This is a genomic window from Leisingera sp. S232, from assembly GCF_049800895.1.
Classification (GTDB): domain Bacteria; phylum Pseudomonadota; class Alphaproteobacteria; order Rhodobacterales; family Rhodobacteraceae; genus Leisingera.
In genome coordinates this window covers 1-20,170 of the sequence record NZ_JBNAFX010000035.1, presented here as the reverse complement: position 1 = coordinate 20,170, position 20,170 = coordinate 1, and the positions used below count along the sequence as shown (strand labels likewise).

The following is a 20,170-nucleotide window of genomic DNA, read 5'->3' as shown; positions in this document are numbered from 1 at the left end:
TGCGCAACGCCGCCGATGCCGGGCGTGCAGATCAGGCTGCGAGGCGGAGGGCAAGGCGGGCCGCGGCGGCGGTGCGGGCTTGAATTCAGGAGCGCCACCGGTTACATCGCCCTGACTGCTAGCAGAGAGACACCCCCAGTATGGCAACTATCAACCCCGTTCAGTTCATCCAGCAGGTCCGCGCCGAAGTCTCCAAGGTCGTCTGGCCGACCCGCCGCGAAGTGCTGCTGACCACGGTCATGGTGTTCATCATGGCGGCGCTGACGGCGCTGTTTTTTGCGCTGGTCGACCTCTTGATCCGCTTTGGCCTGCAAGGGCTTTTGGGGATGTTCGGCTAGGCCTGCAGCGATGCCAGGGTTTTGGGGCCGCAATTGCTGCGCTGCACTTGATCTTGGCGGCGATGAGCGGTAGCTGAGCAGGGATTATTGAGGCGGGCGTGCAGCGATTCGGTTTGCACGCCGCTTTTTGTTGGAGAGCGCAGCCTTGGGGCTGCAGCGGAATGAACAGGCAGCGGCGCGGCAAGTGGCCCGCCCGGCAGAACAAGGACAACGGTTCATGGCGAAACGGTGGTATTCGGTCAGCGTTCTTTCGAACTTCGAAAAGAAAATCGCAGAGCAGATCCGCACCTCTGTCGCAGAACAGGGCCTTGAGGACGAGATCGACGAGGTTCTGGTCCCCACTGAAGAGGTGATTGAGATCCGCCGCGGCAAGAAGGTCTCGACTGAGCGCCGCTTTATGCCCGGTTATGTGCTGGTGCATATGGAAATGTCCGACCGCGGCTATCACCTGATTTCCTCGATCAACCGCGTCACCGGATTTCTGGGCCCGCAAGGCCGCCCGATGCCGATGCGCGACGCAGAGGTGCAGGGCATCCTGGGCCGCGTCGAGGAAGGCGTCGAAGCACCGCGCACGCTGATCCATTTCGAGATCGGCGAGAAGGTCAAGGTCAACGACGGCCCGTTCGAGGATTTCGACGGCATGGTCGAAGAGGTCGACGAGGACAGCCAGAAGCTCAAGGTCACCGTGTCCATCTTTGGCCGCGAGACCCCGGTGGAGCTGGACTTTACCCAGGTCACCAAACAGGTGTGACCGACAGCGGGCAGGCGCCTGTGCTACGGATTACGAGACGCCGCGTTGGGTTCAACGCGGCGTTTTTTTGTGTTTGCAGGCGCAATTGAGATGGGCGGTCGCCGAGAAGTTTCCATTTACTTTTAGTTGCTTGCAGAGGGGGCGAGGCGCGACTTTTGCGCCCCGTTAGCCCGGCCCCCAAAGCAGGTGATGCAGAATCTGACGATTGAAAAGGCGTGCGCGCGGGAATTTGAGCGCAAACGTACTAGTTGAATTTGAGGTTTTGCATTGGGAGGGACGTATGCCTGAAATTCGCGGAAGCGTTTTGGGGGATGTTTTTACTTCGACGGAGGTTGAAGGAGAAGTTTTTTATGGGCGGAGGGGCGGCGACACGCTGCTGTTCAACGGAGACATGACCGACCGGTTCTTTGGCGGCCGCGGGCAGGACACGTTTGTTTGGAATACGCGCCGCCCCTATGAGGGGGAAAGCTCGGCTGAGGGATTCGAATTTGTCGATTTCGCCGGGGGCCGCGGATTGGACACTGTCGAATTCCGGCTGGAGGTGGCGGCAGATGTGATGGACATTGATCTGGCGGCCTTCCATGCGAGGTTCAGCGGCGCAGAAGTCGCTGCAGTGAACCTGTCGTTCCAGTCCAGCCAGGCTGATACCCCGCCCCGCGACTTTTCGGTTGAGGGAACGATGTCGGCGGACAGCGTGCTGGTCCATAATCGGGTTGGCGAAAACTTGACAATCTTGACCCGGGCAGGGCGGGACACTGTCACGATCGCAAATTCGAGCCAGACCGAGGAGTTGCTGGTCAAAACCGGTTGGGGAAATGATATCGTCCGGAACTTGGCTGGTACTGATGACTCTCAGATCTTTACTGGCAGGGGCAGGGATAAGGTGATGGTCGATGGGGAGACATCCGGCTTTTACCATCTTGGCAGGGGGCGCGATCTTATCACGTTTTCCTACTCCACGAAATTCGCTCCTGACACAGTGCACACCGGCAAGGGGCGGGATGTGATAGAGTTCACCAGCTATCCCACCGGTCTGTCGGCTGCGCATATCCTGGACTTTGACACTGCTCGGGACCGCATCAGGCTGGATTTCGAGACCTTCGGCGGAGACATTTTCTTTGCCTGGGACAACGAAGGTGCGGAGGAAGGCGACGCGGAGCTTTCGATCAGTGAAAGCGGTGATGCGGTCTATGTTGACGGAGTGCAGTTCTTGTCCTTTGAACAGCCAGTCGAGCTGACGGAAGACAATTTCCTTTTTGTCTGAACAGGCTGTGGTGAGGCTGGTGCGTGATGTGCAATTGGGCTGGGCTGCATGATGTGTCGCTTTGCTCCAATGATCCTGCCGCGGGGCGGGCGCCATCGCTTCCAGCTCTGGTTTGCCCCGGCTCGCCAGAGCCGGATTTGGCGCCGCTGCCCACTTGCCAACCCCCGCATTCCCCTGTACATGCCGCCCAATCGTCTTTGGGCGAGATTCTCTCGTGGGAGATCAAGGGATCGCGATCCTGACATCCGACCACGCAACATCCACTGGGTGAAACGCGTTTCATCCGAGTTGAAAGGACAACCAAATGGCTAAGAAGCTTGTTGGTTCGATGAAGCTGCAGGTTCCTGCAGGTCAGGCAAACCCCTCTCCGCCCGTCGGCCCGGCCCTGGGTCAGCGCGGCATCAACATCATGGAATTCTGCAAGGCGTTCAACGCCAAGACTGCAGACATGGAGCCCGGCGCGCCGTGCCCGACTGTGATCACCTACTATCAGGATAAGTCCTTCACCATGGACATCAAGACGCCGCCCGCGTCTTACTACCTGAAGAAGGCCGCCAAGGTTAAGTCGGGTGCAAAAACCCCGTCGCGCGAAACCGTTGGTACCGTGACCGCGGCCCAGGTGAAAGAAATCGCCGAAGCCAAGATGAAAGATCTGAACGCCAACGACATCGACGCGGCAATGCAGATCATCCTGGGCTCCGCCCGCTCCATGGGCATCGAGGTGAAGTAAGATGGCAAAGCTCGGTAAACGTACCCGCGCCGCGCGCGAAGCTTTCGCAGGCAAAGAAAACCTGTCCGTGGAAGAAGCAGTTGCCCTGGTGAAAGCCAACGCGACCACCAAATTCGACGAGACCGTTGAAATCGCTCTGAACTTGGGCGTCGACACCCGCCACGCAGACCAGATGGTTCGCGGTGTGGTCGGCCTGCCGAACGGCACCGGCAAAACCATGCGCGTTGCTGTGTTCGCCCGCGGCCCGAAAGCTGACGAAGCCAAGGAAGCCGGTGCAGACGTGATCGGCGCCGAAGACCTGATGGAAAGCATTCAGGCAGGCAACCTCGACTTTGACCGTTGCATTGCAACCCCGGACATGATGCCGATCGTTGGCCGTCTGGGTAAGATCCTGGGCCCGCGCAACCTGATGCCGAACCCCAAGGTTGGCACCGTGACCATGGACGTGAAAGCGGCCGTGGAAGCAGCCAAAGGCGGCGAAGTCCAGTTCAAGGCGGAAAAAGGCGGCGTTGTGCACGCAGGCGTCGGCAAAGCGTCCTTTGACGAAGCCAAGCTGGTCGAAAACGTCCGTGCCTTTGTGTCGGCTGTGGCCAAGGCCAAGCCGTCGGGCGCAAAAGGCGCCTACATGAAAAAGATCAACCTGTCCTCGACCATGGGTCCGGGCATCACGGTTGACGTGGACAACGCTGTCGCCGAGTAATTCGGGGTAGGCAATGCCAGTTCAGGGCCCGGAGCGCGCAAGCGGTCCGGGCCTTTTTGCCTTTGTAGGGTGGCTGTGTTAGGGTGTCGCTTGAAATCCTGGGCAGCCGCGTTGCGGAGCGCCCGATTTCTGGTTGGAAAACTCTCTAAAACCTTCTAAGACACTCGTGCAATCCAGCGTGCGATTCGTCGTGCGCTGTTTTGCATTTCGTCCAAGATGGTGGGTGGCCTTTCGATCGGGTCTTAATTTCCCTCCTGAGACGGGTAAGACCAGGAAGATCGAGGGTTTTCATTCCCTCGGGCGACTTTGGCTCATCCCGTAAAACGGACCTGAACGCTGGTTCCTTGGAGCCGGCAAATATGAGCCGGGATGCATGTCATCCCAAACTTGGAGAGAACTGTGGATAGAGCCCAGAAAGAGAAAGTGGTCGAGGAACTCGGCCAGATCTTCGAAAGCTCTGGCGTCGTAGTGGTTGCCCACTACGCCGGTCTGACAGTTGCTGAGATGCAGGATCTGCGCGCGCGTGCAAGCGAAGCGAACAGTTCCGTGCGTGTTGCCAAGAACAGGCTCGCCAAAATCGCCCTCGAGGGAAAGCCGTGTGAAAGCATGTCTGACCTGCTGACAGGGATGACCGTTCTGACCTATTCCGAAGACCCCGTGTCCGCTGCTAAAGTGGCCGAGGGTTTCGCCAAGGAAAACAAAAAGTTTGAGATCCTTGGCGGCGCAATGGGTGAGAATGCTCTGGACCGCGCAGGCGTCGAAGCTGTGTCCAAAATGCCGTCCCGCGACGAGCTTATCGCTCAGATCGCAAGCTGCATTGGCGCACCTGCTTCGAACATCGCCGGCGCAATTGGCGCACCTGCAAGCAACATCGCAAGCATTCTTTCGACCATCGAAGAGAAGGCGGAAGCTGCGTAAGCGGTTGGCACTGAATGACTGGCGTGGGGCAAAGCCCGCACGTTGGAACACACATACTGTAAACGGAAAGAGCTGATACAATGGCTGATCTGAAAGCACTCGCAGAAAGCATCGTGGGTCTGACCCTGCTGGAAGCACAAGAACTGAAAACCATCCTGAAGGATGAGTATGGCATCGAGCCCGCAGCTGGCGGCGCAGTTGTCATGGCGGCCGCTGATGGCGGCGCAGCTGCAGAAGAAGAAAAGACCGAATTCGACGTCGTTCTGAAGAACGCCGGCGCTTCCAAGATCAACGTGATCAAAGAAGTTCGCGGCATCACCGGTCTGGGCCTGAAAGAAGCCAAAGAACTGGTCGAAGCTGGCGGCAAGATCAAAGAAGGCATCGACAAAGCCGAAGCGGAAGACATCAAAGCCAAGCTGGAAGCAGCTGGCGCCGAAGTCGAAGTGGCCTAAGCCTGTCTTCAGATGCATCGTTGATGCATCAGGAATTTGGCTGGGTCCGGAGTTTTCCGGGCCCAGCCGAACCTGTCTTAGAAAGGGCCCTGATGTGCGGGGCGTTTTCTTAGGCGGAGTTCAAGGGATCGGGAGGCTGCCTTCGGGACGGTGGCCATGAATTGATCCGAACGCGCTGTCTCGTATGGGCAAGGTGCCGGGGCCCGGCGGCATCCTTGACCGGTGAGAACTCGAAAGGTGACATCTGACATGGCTCAATCGTTCCTTGGCCAGAAACGTCTACGTAAATATTACGGCAAAATCCGCGAAGTGCTGGAGATGCCGAACCTCATCGAGGTGCAGAAATCCTCCTATGATCTATTCCTGCGCTCTGGCGATGCCGTCGAGCCGATGGACGGTGAAGGCATCAAAGGTGTCTTCCAGTCGGTTTTCCCGATCAAGGACTTCAATGAAACCTCCGTTCTGGAGTTCGTGAAGTATTCCTTTGAGAAGCCCAAGTACGACGTCGAAGAATGCATGCAGCGCGACATGACCTACAGCGCACCGCTGAAGGTCACCCTGCGCCTGATCGTGTTTGATGTCGATGAAGATACCGGCGCCAAGTCGGTAAAAGACATCAAGGAACAAGACGTCTTCATGGGCGACATGCCTTTGATGACCCCGAACGGCACCTTCATCGTGAACGGTACCGAACGTGTGATCGTGTCCCAGATGCACCGTTCGCCGGGCGTGTTCTTTGACCACGACAAAGGCAAGACCCATTCCTCGGGCAAGCTGCTGTTTGCCTGCCGCATCATCCCGTACCGCGGCTCCTGGCTGGATTTCGAATTCGACGCCAAAGACATCGTCTTTGCCCGTATCGACCGTCGCCGCAAACTGCCGGTCACGACGCTGCTGTATGCCCTGGGCCTGGACCAGGAAGGCATCATGGATGCCTATTACAACACCGTGCATTTCAAGCTGGAGAAATCCCGCGGCTGGGTTGCCCCGTTCTTCCCGGAGCGCGTTCGCGGCACCCGCCCGACCTACGATCTGGTTGACGCGGCCACCGGCGAGATTATCTGCGAAGCCGGCAAAAAAGTTACGCCGCGCGCGGTCAAGAAGCTGATCGAAGAAGGCACCGTCACCGACCTTCTGGTTCCCTTCGAGCACATTGTCGGCAAATATGTCTCCAAGGACATCATCAACGAAGACAACGGCGCGATCTATGTCGAAGCCGGTGATGAGCTGACCCTGGAATACGACAAGGACGGCGAACTGATCGGCGGCTCCCTGAAAGAGCTGCTGGACGCGGGCATCACCGAAATTCCGGTTCTGGACATCGACAACGTCAATGTCGGCCCCTACATGCGCAACACCATGGCGGCGGACAAGAACCTGGACCGCAACAGCGCGCTGATGGACATCTACCGCGTGATGCGCCCGGGCGAGCCGCCCACCGTCGAAGCGGCCTCTGCCCTGTTCGACACCTTGTTCTTTGACTCCGAGCGTTACGATCTCAGCGCTGTTGGCCGCGTGAAGATGAACATGCGCCTGGCACTGGACGCCGAAGACACCCAGCGTACCCTGCGCAAGGAAGACATTGTCGCCTGTATCAAGGCGCTGGTCGATCTGCGTGACGGCCGCGGCGATATCGATGATATCGACCACCTGGGCAACCGTCGCGTGCGGTCCGTCGGCGAGCTGATGGAAAACCAGTACCGTGTCGGCCTGTTGCGCATGGAACGTGCGATCAAGGAGCGGATGTCCTCTGTCGAGATCGACACCGTGATGCCGCAGGATCTGATCAACGCAAAGCCTGCCGCAGCCGCAGTGCGTGAATTCTTCGGCTCCTCGCAGCTGTCGCAGTTCATGGACCAGACCAACCCGCTGTCGGAAGTCACCCACAAACGCCGCCTGTCGGCGCTTGGCCCGGGCGGTCTGACCCGCGAGCGCGCTGGCTTTGAGGTCCGCGACGTGCACCCGACCCACTATGGCCGGATGTGCCCGATTGAAACGCCGGAAGGCCCGAACATCGGTCTGATCAACTCGCTGGCGACCTTTGCGCGCGTCAACAAATACGGCTTCATCGAAACACCTTACCGCGTTGTGAACGAGGGTCAGGTGAGCGACGAAGTCCACTATATGTCCGCGACCGAAGAAATGCGCCACACCGTGGCACAGGCGAACGCGACCCTGGACGAGAACGGCAAGTTCATCAACGATCTGGTCTCGACCCGTCAGTCCGGCGACTACACGCTGGCACCGCGCGAAAGCGTGGACCTGATCGACGTCAGCCCCAAGCAGCTGGTCTCGGTTGCGGCCTCGCTGATCCCGTTCCTGGAAAACGACGACGCCAACCGCGCTCTGATGGGCTCGAACATGCAACGTCAGGCGGTTCCGCTGCTGCGCGCCGAGGCGCCGCTGGTCGGCACCGGCATCGAGGAAAAAGTGGCGATCGACTCTGGCGCGGCCATTCAGGCCAAGCGCGCAGGCATCATCGACCAGGTCGATGCGCAGCGTATCGTGATCCGGGCCACCTCTGATCTGGAGCTGGGCGACGCGGGCGTTGACATCTACCGTCTGCGCAAGTTCCAGCGCTCAAACCAGAACACCACCATCAACCAGAAACCTCTGGTCAAAGTGGGCGACACCGTTGTCAAAGGCGAGGTTATCGCTGACGGCCCGTCCACCGATATGGGTGAACTGGCGCTGGGTAAAAACGTGGTCGTCGCGTTCATGCCCTGGAATGGCTACAACTACGAAGACTCCATCCTGATCTCCGAGCGCATCGCGCGTGACGACGTCTTTACCTCGGTCCATATCGAGGAATTCGAAGTCGCCGCCCGTGACACCAAGCTTGGGCCGGAAGAAATCACCCGCGACATCCCCAACGTCGGCGAGGAAGCCCTGCGCAACCTCGACGAGGCGGGAATCGTCTACATCGGTGCCGATGTGGAGCCGGGCGACATTCTGGTCGGCAAGATCACACCCAAGGGCGAGAGCCCGATGACCCCGGAAGAAAAGCTGCTGCGCGCCATCTTTGGCGAAAAAGCATCTGACGTGCGCGACACAAGTTTGCGTGTGAAGCCGGGCGATTACGGTACTGTGGTCGAAGTGCGCGTCTTCAACCGCCATGGCGTTGAAAAAGACGAGCGTGCGCTGCAGATCGAGCGTGAGGAAGTCGAACGTCTGGCCCGTGACCGGGACGACGAGCTGGCGATCCTGGACCGCAACATCTATGCCCGCCTGCACGGTATGCTGCTGGGCAAAGTGGCAGTCAAAGGCCCGAAAGGTGTGCGTTCCGGCGCCCCGATCGATCAGGACATGCTGGACAGCCTGTCCCGCGGCCAGTGGTGGATGCTTGCCCTTGAGGATGAGCAGGACGCCCAGGTCGTTGAGGCCCTGAACGAGCAGTACGAAGCACAGAAGCGTGCTCTGGATGCCCGTTTTGAAGACAAGGTCGAGAAGGTCCGCCGCGGCGACGACCTGCCGCCGGGTGTGATGAAGATGGTCAAGGTCTTTATCGCGGTGAAGCGCAAGCTGCAGCCGGGCGACAAGATGGCCGGCCGTCATGGCAACAAAGGTGTAATTTCGAAAGTGGTGCCGATGGAGGACATGCCGTTCCTCGCCGATGGTACCCCGGTCGACTTCTGCCTTAACCCGCTGGGCGTTCCGTCGCGTATGAACGTCGGTCAGATCCTGGAGACCCACATGGGCTGGGCCGCACGCGGTCTTGGCATCAAGGTGGATGACGCGCTGCAGGAATACCGCCGCTCGGGCGACCTGACCCCGGTGCGCGAAGCCATGCACCACGCCTATGGCGACGATGTCTATGACGAAGGCATTGCCAACATGGACGAGACCGCATTGGTCGAGGCCGCAGGCAATGTGACCCGCGGTGTGCCGATTGCGACGCCGGTCTTTGACGGCGCCAAAGAGGCCGATGTCAACGACTCTCTGAAGCGTGCGGGCTTTGACACATCGGGCCAGTCGATCCTGTTTGACGGTCGCACCGGTGAGCAGTTCGCGCGTCCCGTGACCGTTGGCATCAAGTATCTGCTGAAACTGCACCACCTGGTGGACGACAAAATCCACGCACGTTCCACTGGTCCCTACAGCCTCGTTACCCAGCAGCCGCTGGGTGGTAAGGCGCAGTTCGGTGGTCAGCGCTTTGGGGAAATGGAAGTCTGGGCACTGGAAGCCTATGGCGCCGCCTACACCCTGCAGGAGATGCTCACCGTGAAATCGGATGACGTCGCCGGCCGGACCAAGGTCTATGAGTCGATCGTCAAGGGCGAGGACAACTTTGAAGCCGGCGTGCCGGAATCCTTCAACGTTCTGGTCAAAGAAGTCCGTGGCCTCGGCCTGAACATGGAACTCCTGGATGCGGAGGTTGAGGAGTAAGGGCTTCGCGCCCTTCTCCCGTCCCCCCTTCCGCAAGATTTGAGGTATCAAAATGAACCAGGAAATCACCAACAACCCGTTCAACCCGCTGACCCCGCCCAAGGTCTTTGATGAAATCAAAGTCTCGCTGGCCAGCCCGGAACGGATTCTGTCGTGGTCCTATGGCGAAATCAAAAAGCCCGAGACCATCAACTACCGGACCTTCAAGCCGGAGCGCGACGGCCTGTTCTGCGCCCGGATCTTTGGCCCGATCAAAGACTATGAATGCCTGTGCGGCAAATATAAGCGGATGAAATACCGCGGCGTCGTCTGCGAGAAATGCGGCGTCGAGGTCACCCTGCAGAAAGTGCGCCGCGAGCGCATGGGCCACATCGAACTGGCCGCACCGGTTGCACACATCTGGTTCCTGAAGTCGCTGCCCAGCCGCATCGGCCTGATGCTGGACATGACCCTGCGCGATCTGGAGCGGGTTCTGTACTTTGAAAACTACGTTGTCATCGAGCCGGGTCTGACCGACCTCAGCTACGGCCAGATGATGACCGAAGAAGAGTTTATGGACGCCCAGGATGCCTATGGCATGGACGCCTTTACCGCCAATATCGGCGCTGAAGCGATCCGTGACATGCTGGCCCAGATCGACCTGGAATCGGAAGCCGAAACGCTGCGCGCCGAACTGGCCGAAGCCACCGGCGAACTGAAGCCCAAGAAGATCATCAAGCGCCTGAAAGTGGTGGAGAGCTTCCTGGAATCGGGCAACCGTCCGGAATGGATGATCATGACCGTGATCCCGGTCATCCCGCCGGAACTGCGCCCGCTGGTGCCGCTGGACGGTGGCCGCTTTGCGACCTCTGATCTGAACGACCTGTACCGCCGTGTGATCAACCGGAACAACCGTCTGAAGCGTCTGATCGAACTGCGCGCGCCTGACATCATCGTCCGCAACGAAAAGCGGATGCTGCAGGAATCCGTTGACGCCCTGTTCGACAACGGCCGCCGTGGTCGCGTCATCACCGGCGCCAACAAGCGTCCGCTGAAATCGCTCTCTGACATGCTGAAAGGCAAGCAGGGCCGCTTCCGTCAGAACCTTTTGGGTAAGCGCGTCGACTTCTCCGGTCGTTCGGTCATTGTGACCGGTCCGGAACTGAAGCTGCATCAGTGCGGCCTGCCCAAGAAGATGGCGCTGGAGCTGTTCAAGCCCTTCATCTATTCACGTCTGGAGGCCAAGGGCCTGTCCTCGACCGTGAAGCAGGCAAAGAAGCTGGTCGAAAAAGAGCGCCCCGAAGTCTGGGATATTCTGGATGAGGTGATCCGCGAGCACCCGGTGATGCTGAACCGCGCACCGACGCTGCACCGTCTGGGTATCCAGGCGTTTGAACCCACACTGATCGAAGGTAAGGCCATCCAGCTGCACCCGCTGGTCTGCTCGGCGTTCAACGCGGACTTTGACGGCGACCAGATGGCTGTGCACGTGCCGCTGAGCCTTGAGGCCCAGCTGGAAGCGCGCGTCCTGATGATGTCCACGAACAACGTTCTGTCGCCTGCAAACGGCGCGCCGATCATTGTTCCGTCGCAGGATATGATCTTGGGTCTCTACTATGTGACCCTGGAACGCGAAGGCATGCCGGGCGAAGGCATGGTGTTCGGCTCGATCGAGGAAGTTCAGCACGCGCTGGACGCAGGTGTTGTGCATCTGCACACCAAGATCAAAGCCCGGATCACCCAGTTCGACGAGGAAGGCAACGCGGTTCAGTCGCGGTTTGACACCACGCCGGGCCGTGTCCGTCTGGGCGCGCTGCTGCCGAAGAACGCCAAGGCGCCGTTTGAACTGGTCAACCGCCTGTTGCGGAAGAAAGAGGTTCAGCAGGTCATCGACACCGTCTACCGCTACTGCGGTCAGAAAGAGTCGGTCATCTTCTGCGACCAGATCATGACCATGGGCTTCCGCGAAGCGTTCAAGGCCGGCATTTCGTTCGGCAAGGACGACATGCTGATCCCCGACACCAAATGGCCGCTTGTTGACGAGACACGCGATCAGGTGAAGGACTTTGAACAGCAGTACATGGACGGCCTGATTACCCAGGGCGAAAAGTACAACAAAGTTGTTGATGCCTGGTCCAAGTGTAACGACAAGGTTACCGAGGCGATGATGGGCTCGATCTCGGCCGTTCAGAAGCACGAAGACGGTTCCGACAAGGAACCGAACTCGGTCTACATGATGGCGCACTCCGGTGCGCGTGGCTCGGTTACCCAGATGAAGCAGCTGGGCGGTATGCGCGGCCTGATGGCCAAGCCGAACGGCGACATCATCGAGACACCGATCATCTCGAACTTTAAAGAAGGCCTGACCGTTCTGGAGTACTTCAACTCCACCCACGGTGCCCGTAAGGGTCTGTCGGATACCGCGCTTAAGACGGCGAACTCGGGTTACCTGACCCGCCGTCTGGTGGACGTTGCGCAGGACTGCATCGTTCGTGAAATCGATTGCGGCACTGAGCGTGCGATCACCGCCGAAGCGGCTGTGAACGACGGTGAAGTCGTGGCGTCTCTGGGCGAGCGCATCCTGGGCCGTGTGGCTGCAGATGACATCAAACGCCCCGGCACCGAAGAGATCATTGTGGCTGCAGGCCAGTTGATCGACGAGCGCATGTCCGATGCAGTGGAAGAGGCCGGTGTGCAGTCGACCCGTATCCGCTCGCCGCTGACCTGTGAGAGCGAAGAGGGCGTCTGCGCCTTGTGCTACGGCCGTGACCTGGCCCGTGGTACCCGCGTGAACACCGGCGAGGCCGTCGGTATCATCGCGGCGCAGTCGATCGGTGAACCCGGCACCCAGCTGACCATGCGGACCTTCCACATCGGCGGCGTTGCCCAGGGTGGCCAGCAGTCGTTCCAGGAAGCCTCGCAAGAGGGTAAGATCGTCTTTGAAATGCCCAACACCCTGGTCAATGCCAATGGCGAGACCCTGGTTGTGGGCCGCAACATGAAGCTGATCATCCAGGACGAGCACGGCGAAGAGCGTGCCAGCCACAAGCTGGGTTATGGCTCCAAGCTGTTCGTCAAGGAAGGCCAGGATATTGCGCGCGGCGACAAGCTGTTCGAATGGGATCCCTATACCCTGCCGATCATCGCCGAGAAGCCGGGTACCGCGAAATACGTGGACCTGATCTCGGGGATCGCTGTGCGGGACGAGACCGACGAAGCCACCGGCATGACCCAGAAGATCGTGATCGACTGGCGTGCGGCTCCGAAGGGATCGGATCTGAAGCCGGAAATCATTCTGGTCGACAGCAACGGCGAGCCGGTCCGCAACGACAACGGCAACCCGCTGACCTACCCGATGTCCGTGGATGCCATCCTGTCGGTCGAAGACGGCCAGCAGATCATGGCAGGCGACGTTGTTGCGCGGATCCCGCGTGAAGGCGCCAAGACCAAGGACATCACCGGTGGTCTGCCGCGTGTTGCGGAACTGTTCGAAGCCCGCCGTCCGAAAGATCACGCGATCATCGCCGAGCTTGATGGTCACGTGCGTTTTGGCCGTGACTACAAGAACAAGCGCCGCATCGCGATTGATCCTGTGGACGAGGCGCTGGAACCGGTCGAATACATGGTGCCCAAAGGCAAGCACATCCCGGTTGTGGAAGGTGACTTTGTCCAGAAGGGCGATTACATCATGGACGGCAACCCGGCGCCGCATGACATCCTGTCCATCATGGGTGTCGAGGCTCTGGCGAACTACATGATCGACGAGGTTCAGGACGTCTATCGCCTGCAGGGTGTGAAGATCAACGACAAGCACATCGAGGTGATCGTCCGCCAGATGCTGCAGAAGTGGGAGATCTCCGACTCCGGTGACACCACGCTGCTGAAAGGCGAACACGTCGACAAGCAGGAGTTTGACGCAGCCAACGAGAAATCGCTGGCTCGCGGCAAGCGCCCCGCTCAAGGCGAACCGATCCTGCTTGGTATCACCAAGGCGTCGCTGCAGACCCGCTCCTTCATCTCGGCGGCCTCCTTCCAGGAGACCACCCGCGTTCTCACCGAGGCCTCGGTGCAGGGCAAGAAGGACAAGCTGGTCGGCCTCAAGGAGAACGTCATCGTGGGCCGCCTGATCCCGGCCGGCACCGGCGGCGCGACCCAGGCTGTGCGCTCGATTGCACAGGGCCGCGACAACGTGGTTCTGGAAGCCCGCCGTGAAGAAGCCGAAGCGGCTGCAGCTCTGGCTGCACCGATGATGGATGACGACGTGATGGGCGGCAGCGATCTGGACAACCTGGTCGATACACCGGAAAGCCGCGACTAAGCCGCAGGCTCCTCAGAGCAAGCGAAAAAGACCCCCGCATGATGTCATGCGGGGGCTTTTCATTTTGCCGGCGGCGGTTAACTTGCGTGGGATCACCGGGGCGGCGAACAAGCTCTGGCAGCAGGCTTGCGGGCAGGGGGAAAGATGGACATCAAGTTGCGGATGATCGGGCTGGTCCGGTTTTCGGTGCTGAGCACGGAATTCTTTGATGAGGATTTCCAATCCCTGCAGGAAAAGGCTGATCACCTCTATGCGCCAGAGCGGATGGAACTGCGCTTTCGTCTGTTTGAAAACCTCTGCCTGCGTTCGTTGACGCAGCAAAGCGACAGCAGCTTCCGGCTGATCGTGCTGACATCCAGCGAAATGCCCGAACGCTATCTGGAACGGCTTCTGGACCTGACAGAACCGTTCAGAAATGTCTATTGCCACGGTGTTGCGCCAGGGCCGCATTACAAGCAGATCAAGGAAGGCTATGGCATGGTACAGCTGCGCCGGGCCAGCCACCGCGCCTTTTTCCGACTTGATGATGATGACGCGATGGACCGGGATTTCGTCAAACGCACCAAGGAACTTGCCCGGGGGTTAATCCCCTTGCAGGGCCAAGACCAAACGCCCTTTGCGATAGCCCATAACCGTGGGTTTTATCTGGAAAAGACGGCTGCCGGACCCGAGGTTTACGACACATGCGAATGGGCGCCGCTGTCAACTGGCCTGTCGGTGGTGGCGCCGGTTTCGGCCAGCATCAATCCCTACAGCTATAATCACCGCAAATTCGCGCAGCATATCAACACCTACTCGGATATCTCGGTCCCGTCCTTCCTGCGCAGCATTCATGGGGACAATATGTCCAACCCGGCAAAGATGGGAAACACCCGGAAATCAACCCCGGCTGAGGTGGATAGCGCGCTTGAACAGCATTTCGGCTTTGACCGCCAGCAGTTGGAGAGGCTGGTCTTTTAGGAGCCGAAGACCTGCCGGACATGGGCGCTGCGAATGCCGAAGATGGTTTCGAATTCACGCTCCTGTTTTGCTGTCAGCGGTGTGACTGCGATCTGATCGGCGCGGAGCTGGCGGGAGTCATTGAACCGGTTGTGGCTGCGCACCCACATCGGCACATCGGGCACAGTCACTGTTGGTATGTGATGATGGATGCGGTGGTGTGCAAAATTCATGATCGTCATGCGGCTGCCGCCGGCGGCGTACATGGCCAGCGCGGCGGTAAAATACGGGTATACGGCCGGTTCTGCTGCCGCGATCCCATCCGCGCTGAATTCGGCGATGTAACCGCTGTTGAAATCAATCGCGGCAGCGGCTGTCTTGGCCAGGAGCGGCGCGCAGTCCGCAGCCGTCTCCCGCAGCCGTGCAACGAACTCCCCGGCCACCGCGTCGTCGTCGTCGAAACGGAATTGCAGGCAGGGCTGGTTCGGATCCCGCCGCGCCTGGTTCAGAAGATCCTTCATAATCGGGCGGTGTCGGCGCGGCGGTTCAGTGACGATCCGCACCTGTGGCATGTCTGCGGTCAAGCTATGCAGCCTGTCGCGGTGCTGCTGCGGAAGACTGTCTCCGGTCACCAGGATCAGGTCAAAATCCTGATCCGTCTGCTGCCGCAGAGAGGGCAGGGCGACGGTTTCAAACAGCCGAAAACGCTCTGCCATCCGTGCGTCGGAGTAGAGATAGGCAAGACGCTCTTCCATCGTTTCATGCTCAACCTGGAACCCGCCGAGGGCCGGGTAGGAAAACCGGCACAATCCGATGACTTGCATTCTGAAATCCGTTTCGCGATGTAAAGCTGTGCGCCGTGACTATGCCGGTCGGCCGGCCTCTAGGCAAGCACCCGCAGCGGGCCGGGCCGCCAGGCTGGGGCTGCTGTTGACAACCGCTGCGACTCCCCATATACGCGCGCCTATCCGGCACCCGGAGTGTATGCTCTGAAAGCCGAATTCAAAATTGCAGTGGCTCAAGGTCCGGGCACTTTTACCACCCGGATCCTCTGTAAACACACCGCGTCGTCTCACCTCGGAATGGGAGCGATTGCGGTTTTTGCGCTTGTGGACGCACAGGTGCAGTGAAATCACCCGCACGCGCCGGCGTGCATGACAAGTTGCTAAACGGGGAACACCTGAATGCCAACGATCCAGCAGCTGATCCGCAAGCCGCGTCAGCCGAAGCGTAAAGTTTCGAAGTCCCAGCACCTCGAGCAGTGCCCGCAGAAGCGCGGCGTCTGCACCCGCGTGTACACCACCACGCCGAAGAAACCGAACTCCGCTATGCGGAAAGTTGCGAAGGTCCGCCTGACCAACGGTTTCGAGGTCATCTCCTACATCCCCGGTGAAAGCCACAACCTTCAGGAACACTCTGTGGTTCTGATCCGCGGCGGTCGTGTAAAAGACCTTCCGGGTGTCCGTTACCACATCCTGCGCGGTGTTCTGGATACCCAGGGCGTCAAAGACCGTAAGCAACGCCGCTCGAAATACGGCGCGAAGCGTCCTAAGTAAGAAGGAGAGGCTGATATGTCACGTCGTCACGCCGCTGAAAAACGCGAAGTCCTGCCCGACGCCAAGTTCGGCGATCGCGTTCTGACCAAATTCATGAACAACCTGATGATCGACGGCAAGAAGTCGGTCGCAGAGCGTATCGTTTACAACGCATTCGACCGCGTCGAAGGCAAGATCAAGCGCGCTCCGGTTGAAGTCTTCCACGAAGCCCTGGACAACATCAAACCCTCCGTTGAGGTCCGCTCCCGCCGTGTTGGTGGTGCGACCTATCAGGTTCCGGTTGAAGTCCGTCCCGAGCGCCGCGAAGCCCTGGCCATCCGCTGGCTGATCACTGCCGCCCGCAACCGCAACGAAAACACCATGGAAGAGCGCCTTGCAGGCGAGCTGCTGGACGCTGTCCAGTCCCGTGGTACCGCGGTTAAGAAGCGCGAAGACACCCACAAGATGGCCGAGGCGAACAAAGCCTTCAGCCATTACCGCTGGTAAGCCGGAGGACATAGACCTATGGCACGCGAATATCCGCTCGACCTGTACCGTAACTTCGGTATCATGGCGCACATCGACGCAGGTAAAACCACCTGTTCCGAGCGCATCCTGTATTACACTGGCAAATCCCACAACATCGGTGAGGTGCACGACGGTGCAGCCACCATGGACTGGATGGAGCAGGAACAGGAACGCGGCATCACCATCACTTCGGCTGCGACCACCACCTTCTGGGAACGCACCGAAGACGGCAAAACCGCTGACTCGCCCAAGCACCGCTTGAACATCATCGACACCCCCGGCCACGTTGACTTCACCATCGAAGTTGAACGTTCGCTGGCGGTTCTCGACGGTGCTGTCTGTGTTCTGGACGCCAACGCCGGTGTTGAACCCCAGACCGAAACCGTGTGGCGTCAGGCTGACCGCTACAAGGTTCCGCGTATGGTGTTCGTCAACAAGATGGACAAGATCGGCGCTGACTTCTTCAACTGCGTCAACATGATCGAAGACCGTACCGGCGCCCGCGCGGTTCCGGTTGGTGTTCCGATCGGCGCAGAAACCGAGCTGGAAGGCCTGGTTGATCTGGTCAACATGGAAGAATGGCTGTGGCAGGGCGAAGACCTGGGCGCATCCTGGATCAAAGCTCCGATCCGCGACAGCCTGAAAGACATGGCTGACGAATGGCGCGGTAAGATGATCGAAGCAGCCGTCGAAATGGACGACGACGCGATGGAAGCTTATCTGGAAGGCGAAGAGCCCGACGTTCCGACCCTGCGCAAACTGCTGCGCAAAGGTACTCTGGAACTGGCGTTCGTTCCGGTTCTGGGCGGTTCCGCGTTCAAGAACAAAGGCGTTCAGCCGCTTCTGAACGCTGTGATCGACTATCTGCCCAGCCCGCTGGACGTTGTTGATTACATGGGCTTCAAACCCGGCGACGAGACTGAAACCCGTGACATCCCGCGCCGTGCGGATGATGACATGGCGTTCTCGGGCCTGGCGTTCAAAATCATGAACGACCCCTTTGTCGGCTCGCTGACCTTCACCCGGATCTATTCGGGCGTCCTGAACAAGGGCGACACGCTGCTGAACTCGACCAAAGGTCGTAAAGAGCGCGTTGGCCGGATGATGATGATGCACTCGAACAACCGTGAGGAAATCACGGAAGCATTCGCGGGCGACATCATCGCGCTGGCAGGTCTGAAAGACACCACCACCGGTGACACGCTCTGTGCCGTCAACGATCCGGTGGTTCTGGAAACCATGACCTTCCCGGATCCGGTGATCGAGATCGCGGTTGAGCCCAAGACCAAGGCCGACCAGGAGAAAATGTCCCAGGGTCTGGCCCGTCTGGCCGCCGAAGATCCGTCCTTCCGCGTCGAAACCGACCTCGAGTCCGGTCAGACCATCATGAAGGGCATGGGCGAACTTCACCTGGACATCCTGGTGGACCGTCTCAAGCGCGAGTTCAAGGTTGAAGCCAACATCGGTGCGCCGCAGGTGGCTTACCGCGAGACCATCTCCAAAGAGGTCGAGCATTCCTACACCCACAAGAAACAGTCGGGTGGTTCGGGCCAGTTCGCCGAGGTGAAACTGATCATCTCGCCGACAGAGCCGGGCGAAGGCTATTCCTTCGAATCCCGTATCGTTGGCGGTGCGGTTCCGAAGGAATACATCCCGGGCGTTGAAAAAGGCATCAAGTCCGTCATGGATAGCGGCCCGCTGGCCGGCTTCCCCGTGATCGACTTCAAAGTTGCCCTGATCGACGGTAAGTTCCACGACGTGGACTCCTCGGTTCTGGCCTTTGAAATCGCGGCCCGTATGGGCATGCGTGAAGGCATGCGCAAAGCTGGTGCGAAACTGCTCGAGCCGGTGATGAAAGTCGAAGTGATCACCCCGGAAGACTATACCGGCGGTATCATCGGCGATCTGACCTCGCGTCGTGGCCAGGTGTCCGGCCAGGAGAACCGCGGCAACGCAATCGCGATCGACGCATTTGTGCCGCTGGCGAATATGTTCGGCTACATCAACACCCTGCGTTCGATGAGCTCGGGCCGCGCCCAGTTCACCATGCAGTTCGATCACTACGAACCGGTTCCGCAGAACATCTCGGAAGAGATCCAGGCGAAATTCGCGTAAGCGACAAGAAATCGAGGGGTTCGCAATCCGTGCGGACCCTTCTCGAAACAAAAGGAGGCCACCATGGCTAAGGAAAAGTTTGAACGTAATAAACCGCACGTCAACATCGGCACCATCGGCCACGTTGACCACGGCAAGACCACTCTGACCGCGGCGATCACCAAATACTTTGGTGACTTCAAAGCCTACGACCAGATCGACGGCGCCCCGGAAGAAAAAGCCCGCGGCATCACCATCTCGACCGCGCACGTGGAATATGAGACCGACAACCGCCATTACGCGCACGTCGACTGCCCCGGCCACGCTGACTATGTGAAGAACATGATCACCGGTGCGGCGCAGATGGACGGCGCGATCCTGGTTGTGAACGCAGCTGACGGCCCGATGCCGCAGACCCGCGAGCACATCCTGCTGGGCCGCCAGGTTGGCATCCCGAAGATGGTCGTGTTCATGAACAAAGTGGACCAGGTTGACGACGAAGAGCTCCTGGAGCTCGTCGAAATGGAAATCCGCGAACTGCTGTCTTCCTACGAGTACCCGGGCGACGATATTCCGATCGTTGCAGGCTCCGCTCTGGCGGCGATGGAAGGCAACAAGCCGGAAATCGGCGAAGAGAAGATCAAAGAGCTGATGGCGGCTGTTGATGACTACATCGACACCCCTGAGCGCGCTGTTGACCAGCCGTTCCTGATGCCGATCGAAGACGTGTTCTCGATTTCTGGCCGCGGCACCGTTGTGACCGGCCGTGTTGAGCGTGGCGTGATCAACGTTGGCGACTCGATCGAAATCGTTGGTATCCGTGACACTTCCACCACCACCTGTACCGGTGTGGAAATGTTCCGCAAGCTGCTGGACCGCGGTGAAGCAGGCGACAACATCGGCGCCCTGCTGCGTGGTGTGGACCGTGACGGCGTTGAGCGTGGCCAGGTTCTGTGTAAGCCGGGTTCCGTGAAGCCGCACACCAAGTTCGAAGCTGAGGCCTATATCCTCACCAAAGAAGAAGGTGGTCGCCACACCCCGTTCTTCGCGAACTACCGTCCGCAGTTCTACTTCCGCACCACCGACGTGACCGGCACCGTGACCCTGCCGGAAGGCACCGAGATGGTGATGCCGGGCGACAACCTGAAGTTCGACGTTGAGCTGATCGCGCCGATCGCGATGGAAAACGGCCTGCGCTTCGCGATCCGCGAAGGCGGCCGCACCGTCGGCGCCGGCGT

Annotated in this window: 15 protein-coding genes; 14 read left to right on the top strand and 1 reads right to left on the bottom strand. The window is 59.4% G+C overall.

The genetic code is table 11. From position 1 onward, the window contains the following. Nucleotides 1–140: 140 nt before the first annotated feature. From secE to ACP151_RS17415, 10 genes are all read left to right on the top strand, one after another. Entirely contained in the window at nt 141–338 is a 198-nt protein-coding gene (gene secE, locus ACP151_RS17460) for a preprotein translocase subunit SecE (protein WP_019298606.1), read from the top strand. A 217-nt stretch (nt 339–555) separates the two neighbouring features. Next, nucleotides 556–1,089 carry a transcription termination/antitermination protein NusG gene (gene nusG / locus ACP151_RS17455; RefSeq protein WP_424980179.1) on the top strand — a complete coding sequence of 178 codons (534 nt, stop codon included), beginning with the start codon at nt 556–558 and terminating at the stop codon, nt 1,087–1,089. Between the two features lie 280 nt (nt 1,090–1,369). Next, nucleotides 1,370–2,353, top strand: a complete 984-nt coding sequence (locus ACP151_RS17450; RefSeq protein ID WP_424980178.1) for a hypothetical protein — start codon at nt 1,370–1,372, stop codon at nt 2,351–2,353. Nucleotides 2,354–2,657: 304 nt separating this feature from the next. Then, nucleotides 2,658–3,083 (top strand): 50S ribosomal protein L11, encoded by a 426-nt coding sequence (rplK, locus tag ACP151_RS17445; RefSeq protein WP_424980177.1) that lies wholly within the window; start codon nt 2,658–2,660, stop codon nt 3,081–3,083. Between the two features lies 1 nt (nt 3,084). Further along, nucleotides 3,085–3,783: a 50S ribosomal protein L1 gene (rplA, locus tag ACP151_RS17440; RefSeq protein ID WP_424980176.1), complete on the top strand. Its 699-nt coding sequence runs from the start codon at nt 3,085–3,087 to the stop codon at nt 3,781–3,783. Between the two features lie 399 nt (nt 3,784–4,182). Continuing rightward, nucleotides 4,183–4,701 carry a 50S ribosomal protein L10 gene (gene rplJ / locus ACP151_RS17435; protein ID WP_424980175.1) on the top strand — a complete coding sequence of 173 codons (519 nt, stop codon included), beginning with the start codon at nt 4,183–4,185 and terminating at the stop codon, nt 4,699–4,701. Between the two features lie 80 nt (nt 4,702–4,781). Further along, on the top strand, nt 4,782–5,153 hold the full coding sequence (gene rplL, locus ACP151_RS17430; RefSeq protein ID WP_424980174.1) for a 50S ribosomal protein L7/L12: 372 nt from the start codon (nt 4,782–4,784) through the stop codon (nt 5,151–5,153). Between the two features lie 249 nt (nt 5,154–5,402). Next, nucleotides 5,403–9,539, top strand: a complete 4,137-nt coding sequence (rpoB, locus tag ACP151_RS17425) for a DNA-directed RNA polymerase subunit beta (RefSeq protein ID WP_424980173.1) — start codon at nt 5,403–5,405, stop codon at nt 9,537–9,539. 52 nt (nt 9,540–9,591) lie between these two features. Then, a complete protein-coding gene (rpoC, locus tag ACP151_RS17420) occupies nt 9,592–13,836 on the top strand; it encodes a DNA-directed RNA polymerase subunit beta' (protein ID WP_424980172.1) in 4,245 nt (1,414 codons plus the stop codon). Between the two features lie 144 nt (nt 13,837–13,980). Next, a complete protein-coding gene (locus tag ACP151_RS17415; RefSeq protein WP_424980171.1) occupies nt 13,981–14,796 on the top strand; it encodes a glycosyltransferase in 816 nt (271 codons plus the stop codon). On the opposite strand, the gene ACP151_RS17410 is transcribed toward ACP151_RS17415, so the two are convergent. Then, nucleotides 14,793–15,599: a putative rhamnosyl transferase gene (locus ACP151_RS17410; protein ID WP_424980170.1), complete on the bottom strand. Its 807-nt coding sequence runs from the start codon at nt 15,597–15,599 to the stop codon at nt 14,793–14,795. The genes ACP151_RS17415 and ACP151_RS17410 overlap by 4 nt on opposite strands. Nucleotides 15,600–15,959: 360 nt before the next feature. Between ACP151_RS17410 and rpsL the strand changes: the two genes are divergently transcribed. From rpsL to tuf, 4 genes are all read left to right on the top strand, one after another. Then, complete coding sequence (gene rpsL / locus ACP151_RS17405; RefSeq protein ID WP_008204009.1) at nt 15,960–16,331, top strand: 30S ribosomal protein S12; 372 nt, start codon at nt 15,960–15,962, stop codon at nt 16,329–16,331. Nucleotides 16,332–16,346: 15 nt separating this feature from the next. Beyond that, nucleotides 16,347–16,817: a 30S ribosomal protein S7 gene (gene rpsG / locus ACP151_RS17400; protein ID WP_424980168.1), complete on the top strand. Its 471-nt coding sequence runs from the start codon at nt 16,347–16,349 to the stop codon at nt 16,815–16,817. 18 nt (nt 16,818–16,835) lie between these two features. Next, nucleotides 16,836–18,953, top strand: coding sequence for an elongation factor G (gene fusA, locus ACP151_RS17395; RefSeq protein ID WP_424980167.1), 2,118 nt, complete (start codon nt 16,836–16,838; stop codon nt 18,951–18,953). Nucleotides 18,954–19,016: 63 nt separating this feature from the next. After that, nucleotides 19,017–20,170: elongation factor Tu (gene tuf / locus ACP151_RS17390; RefSeq protein ID WP_424977833.1), on the top strand; the 1,154-nt coding region annotated here is incomplete at its 3' end.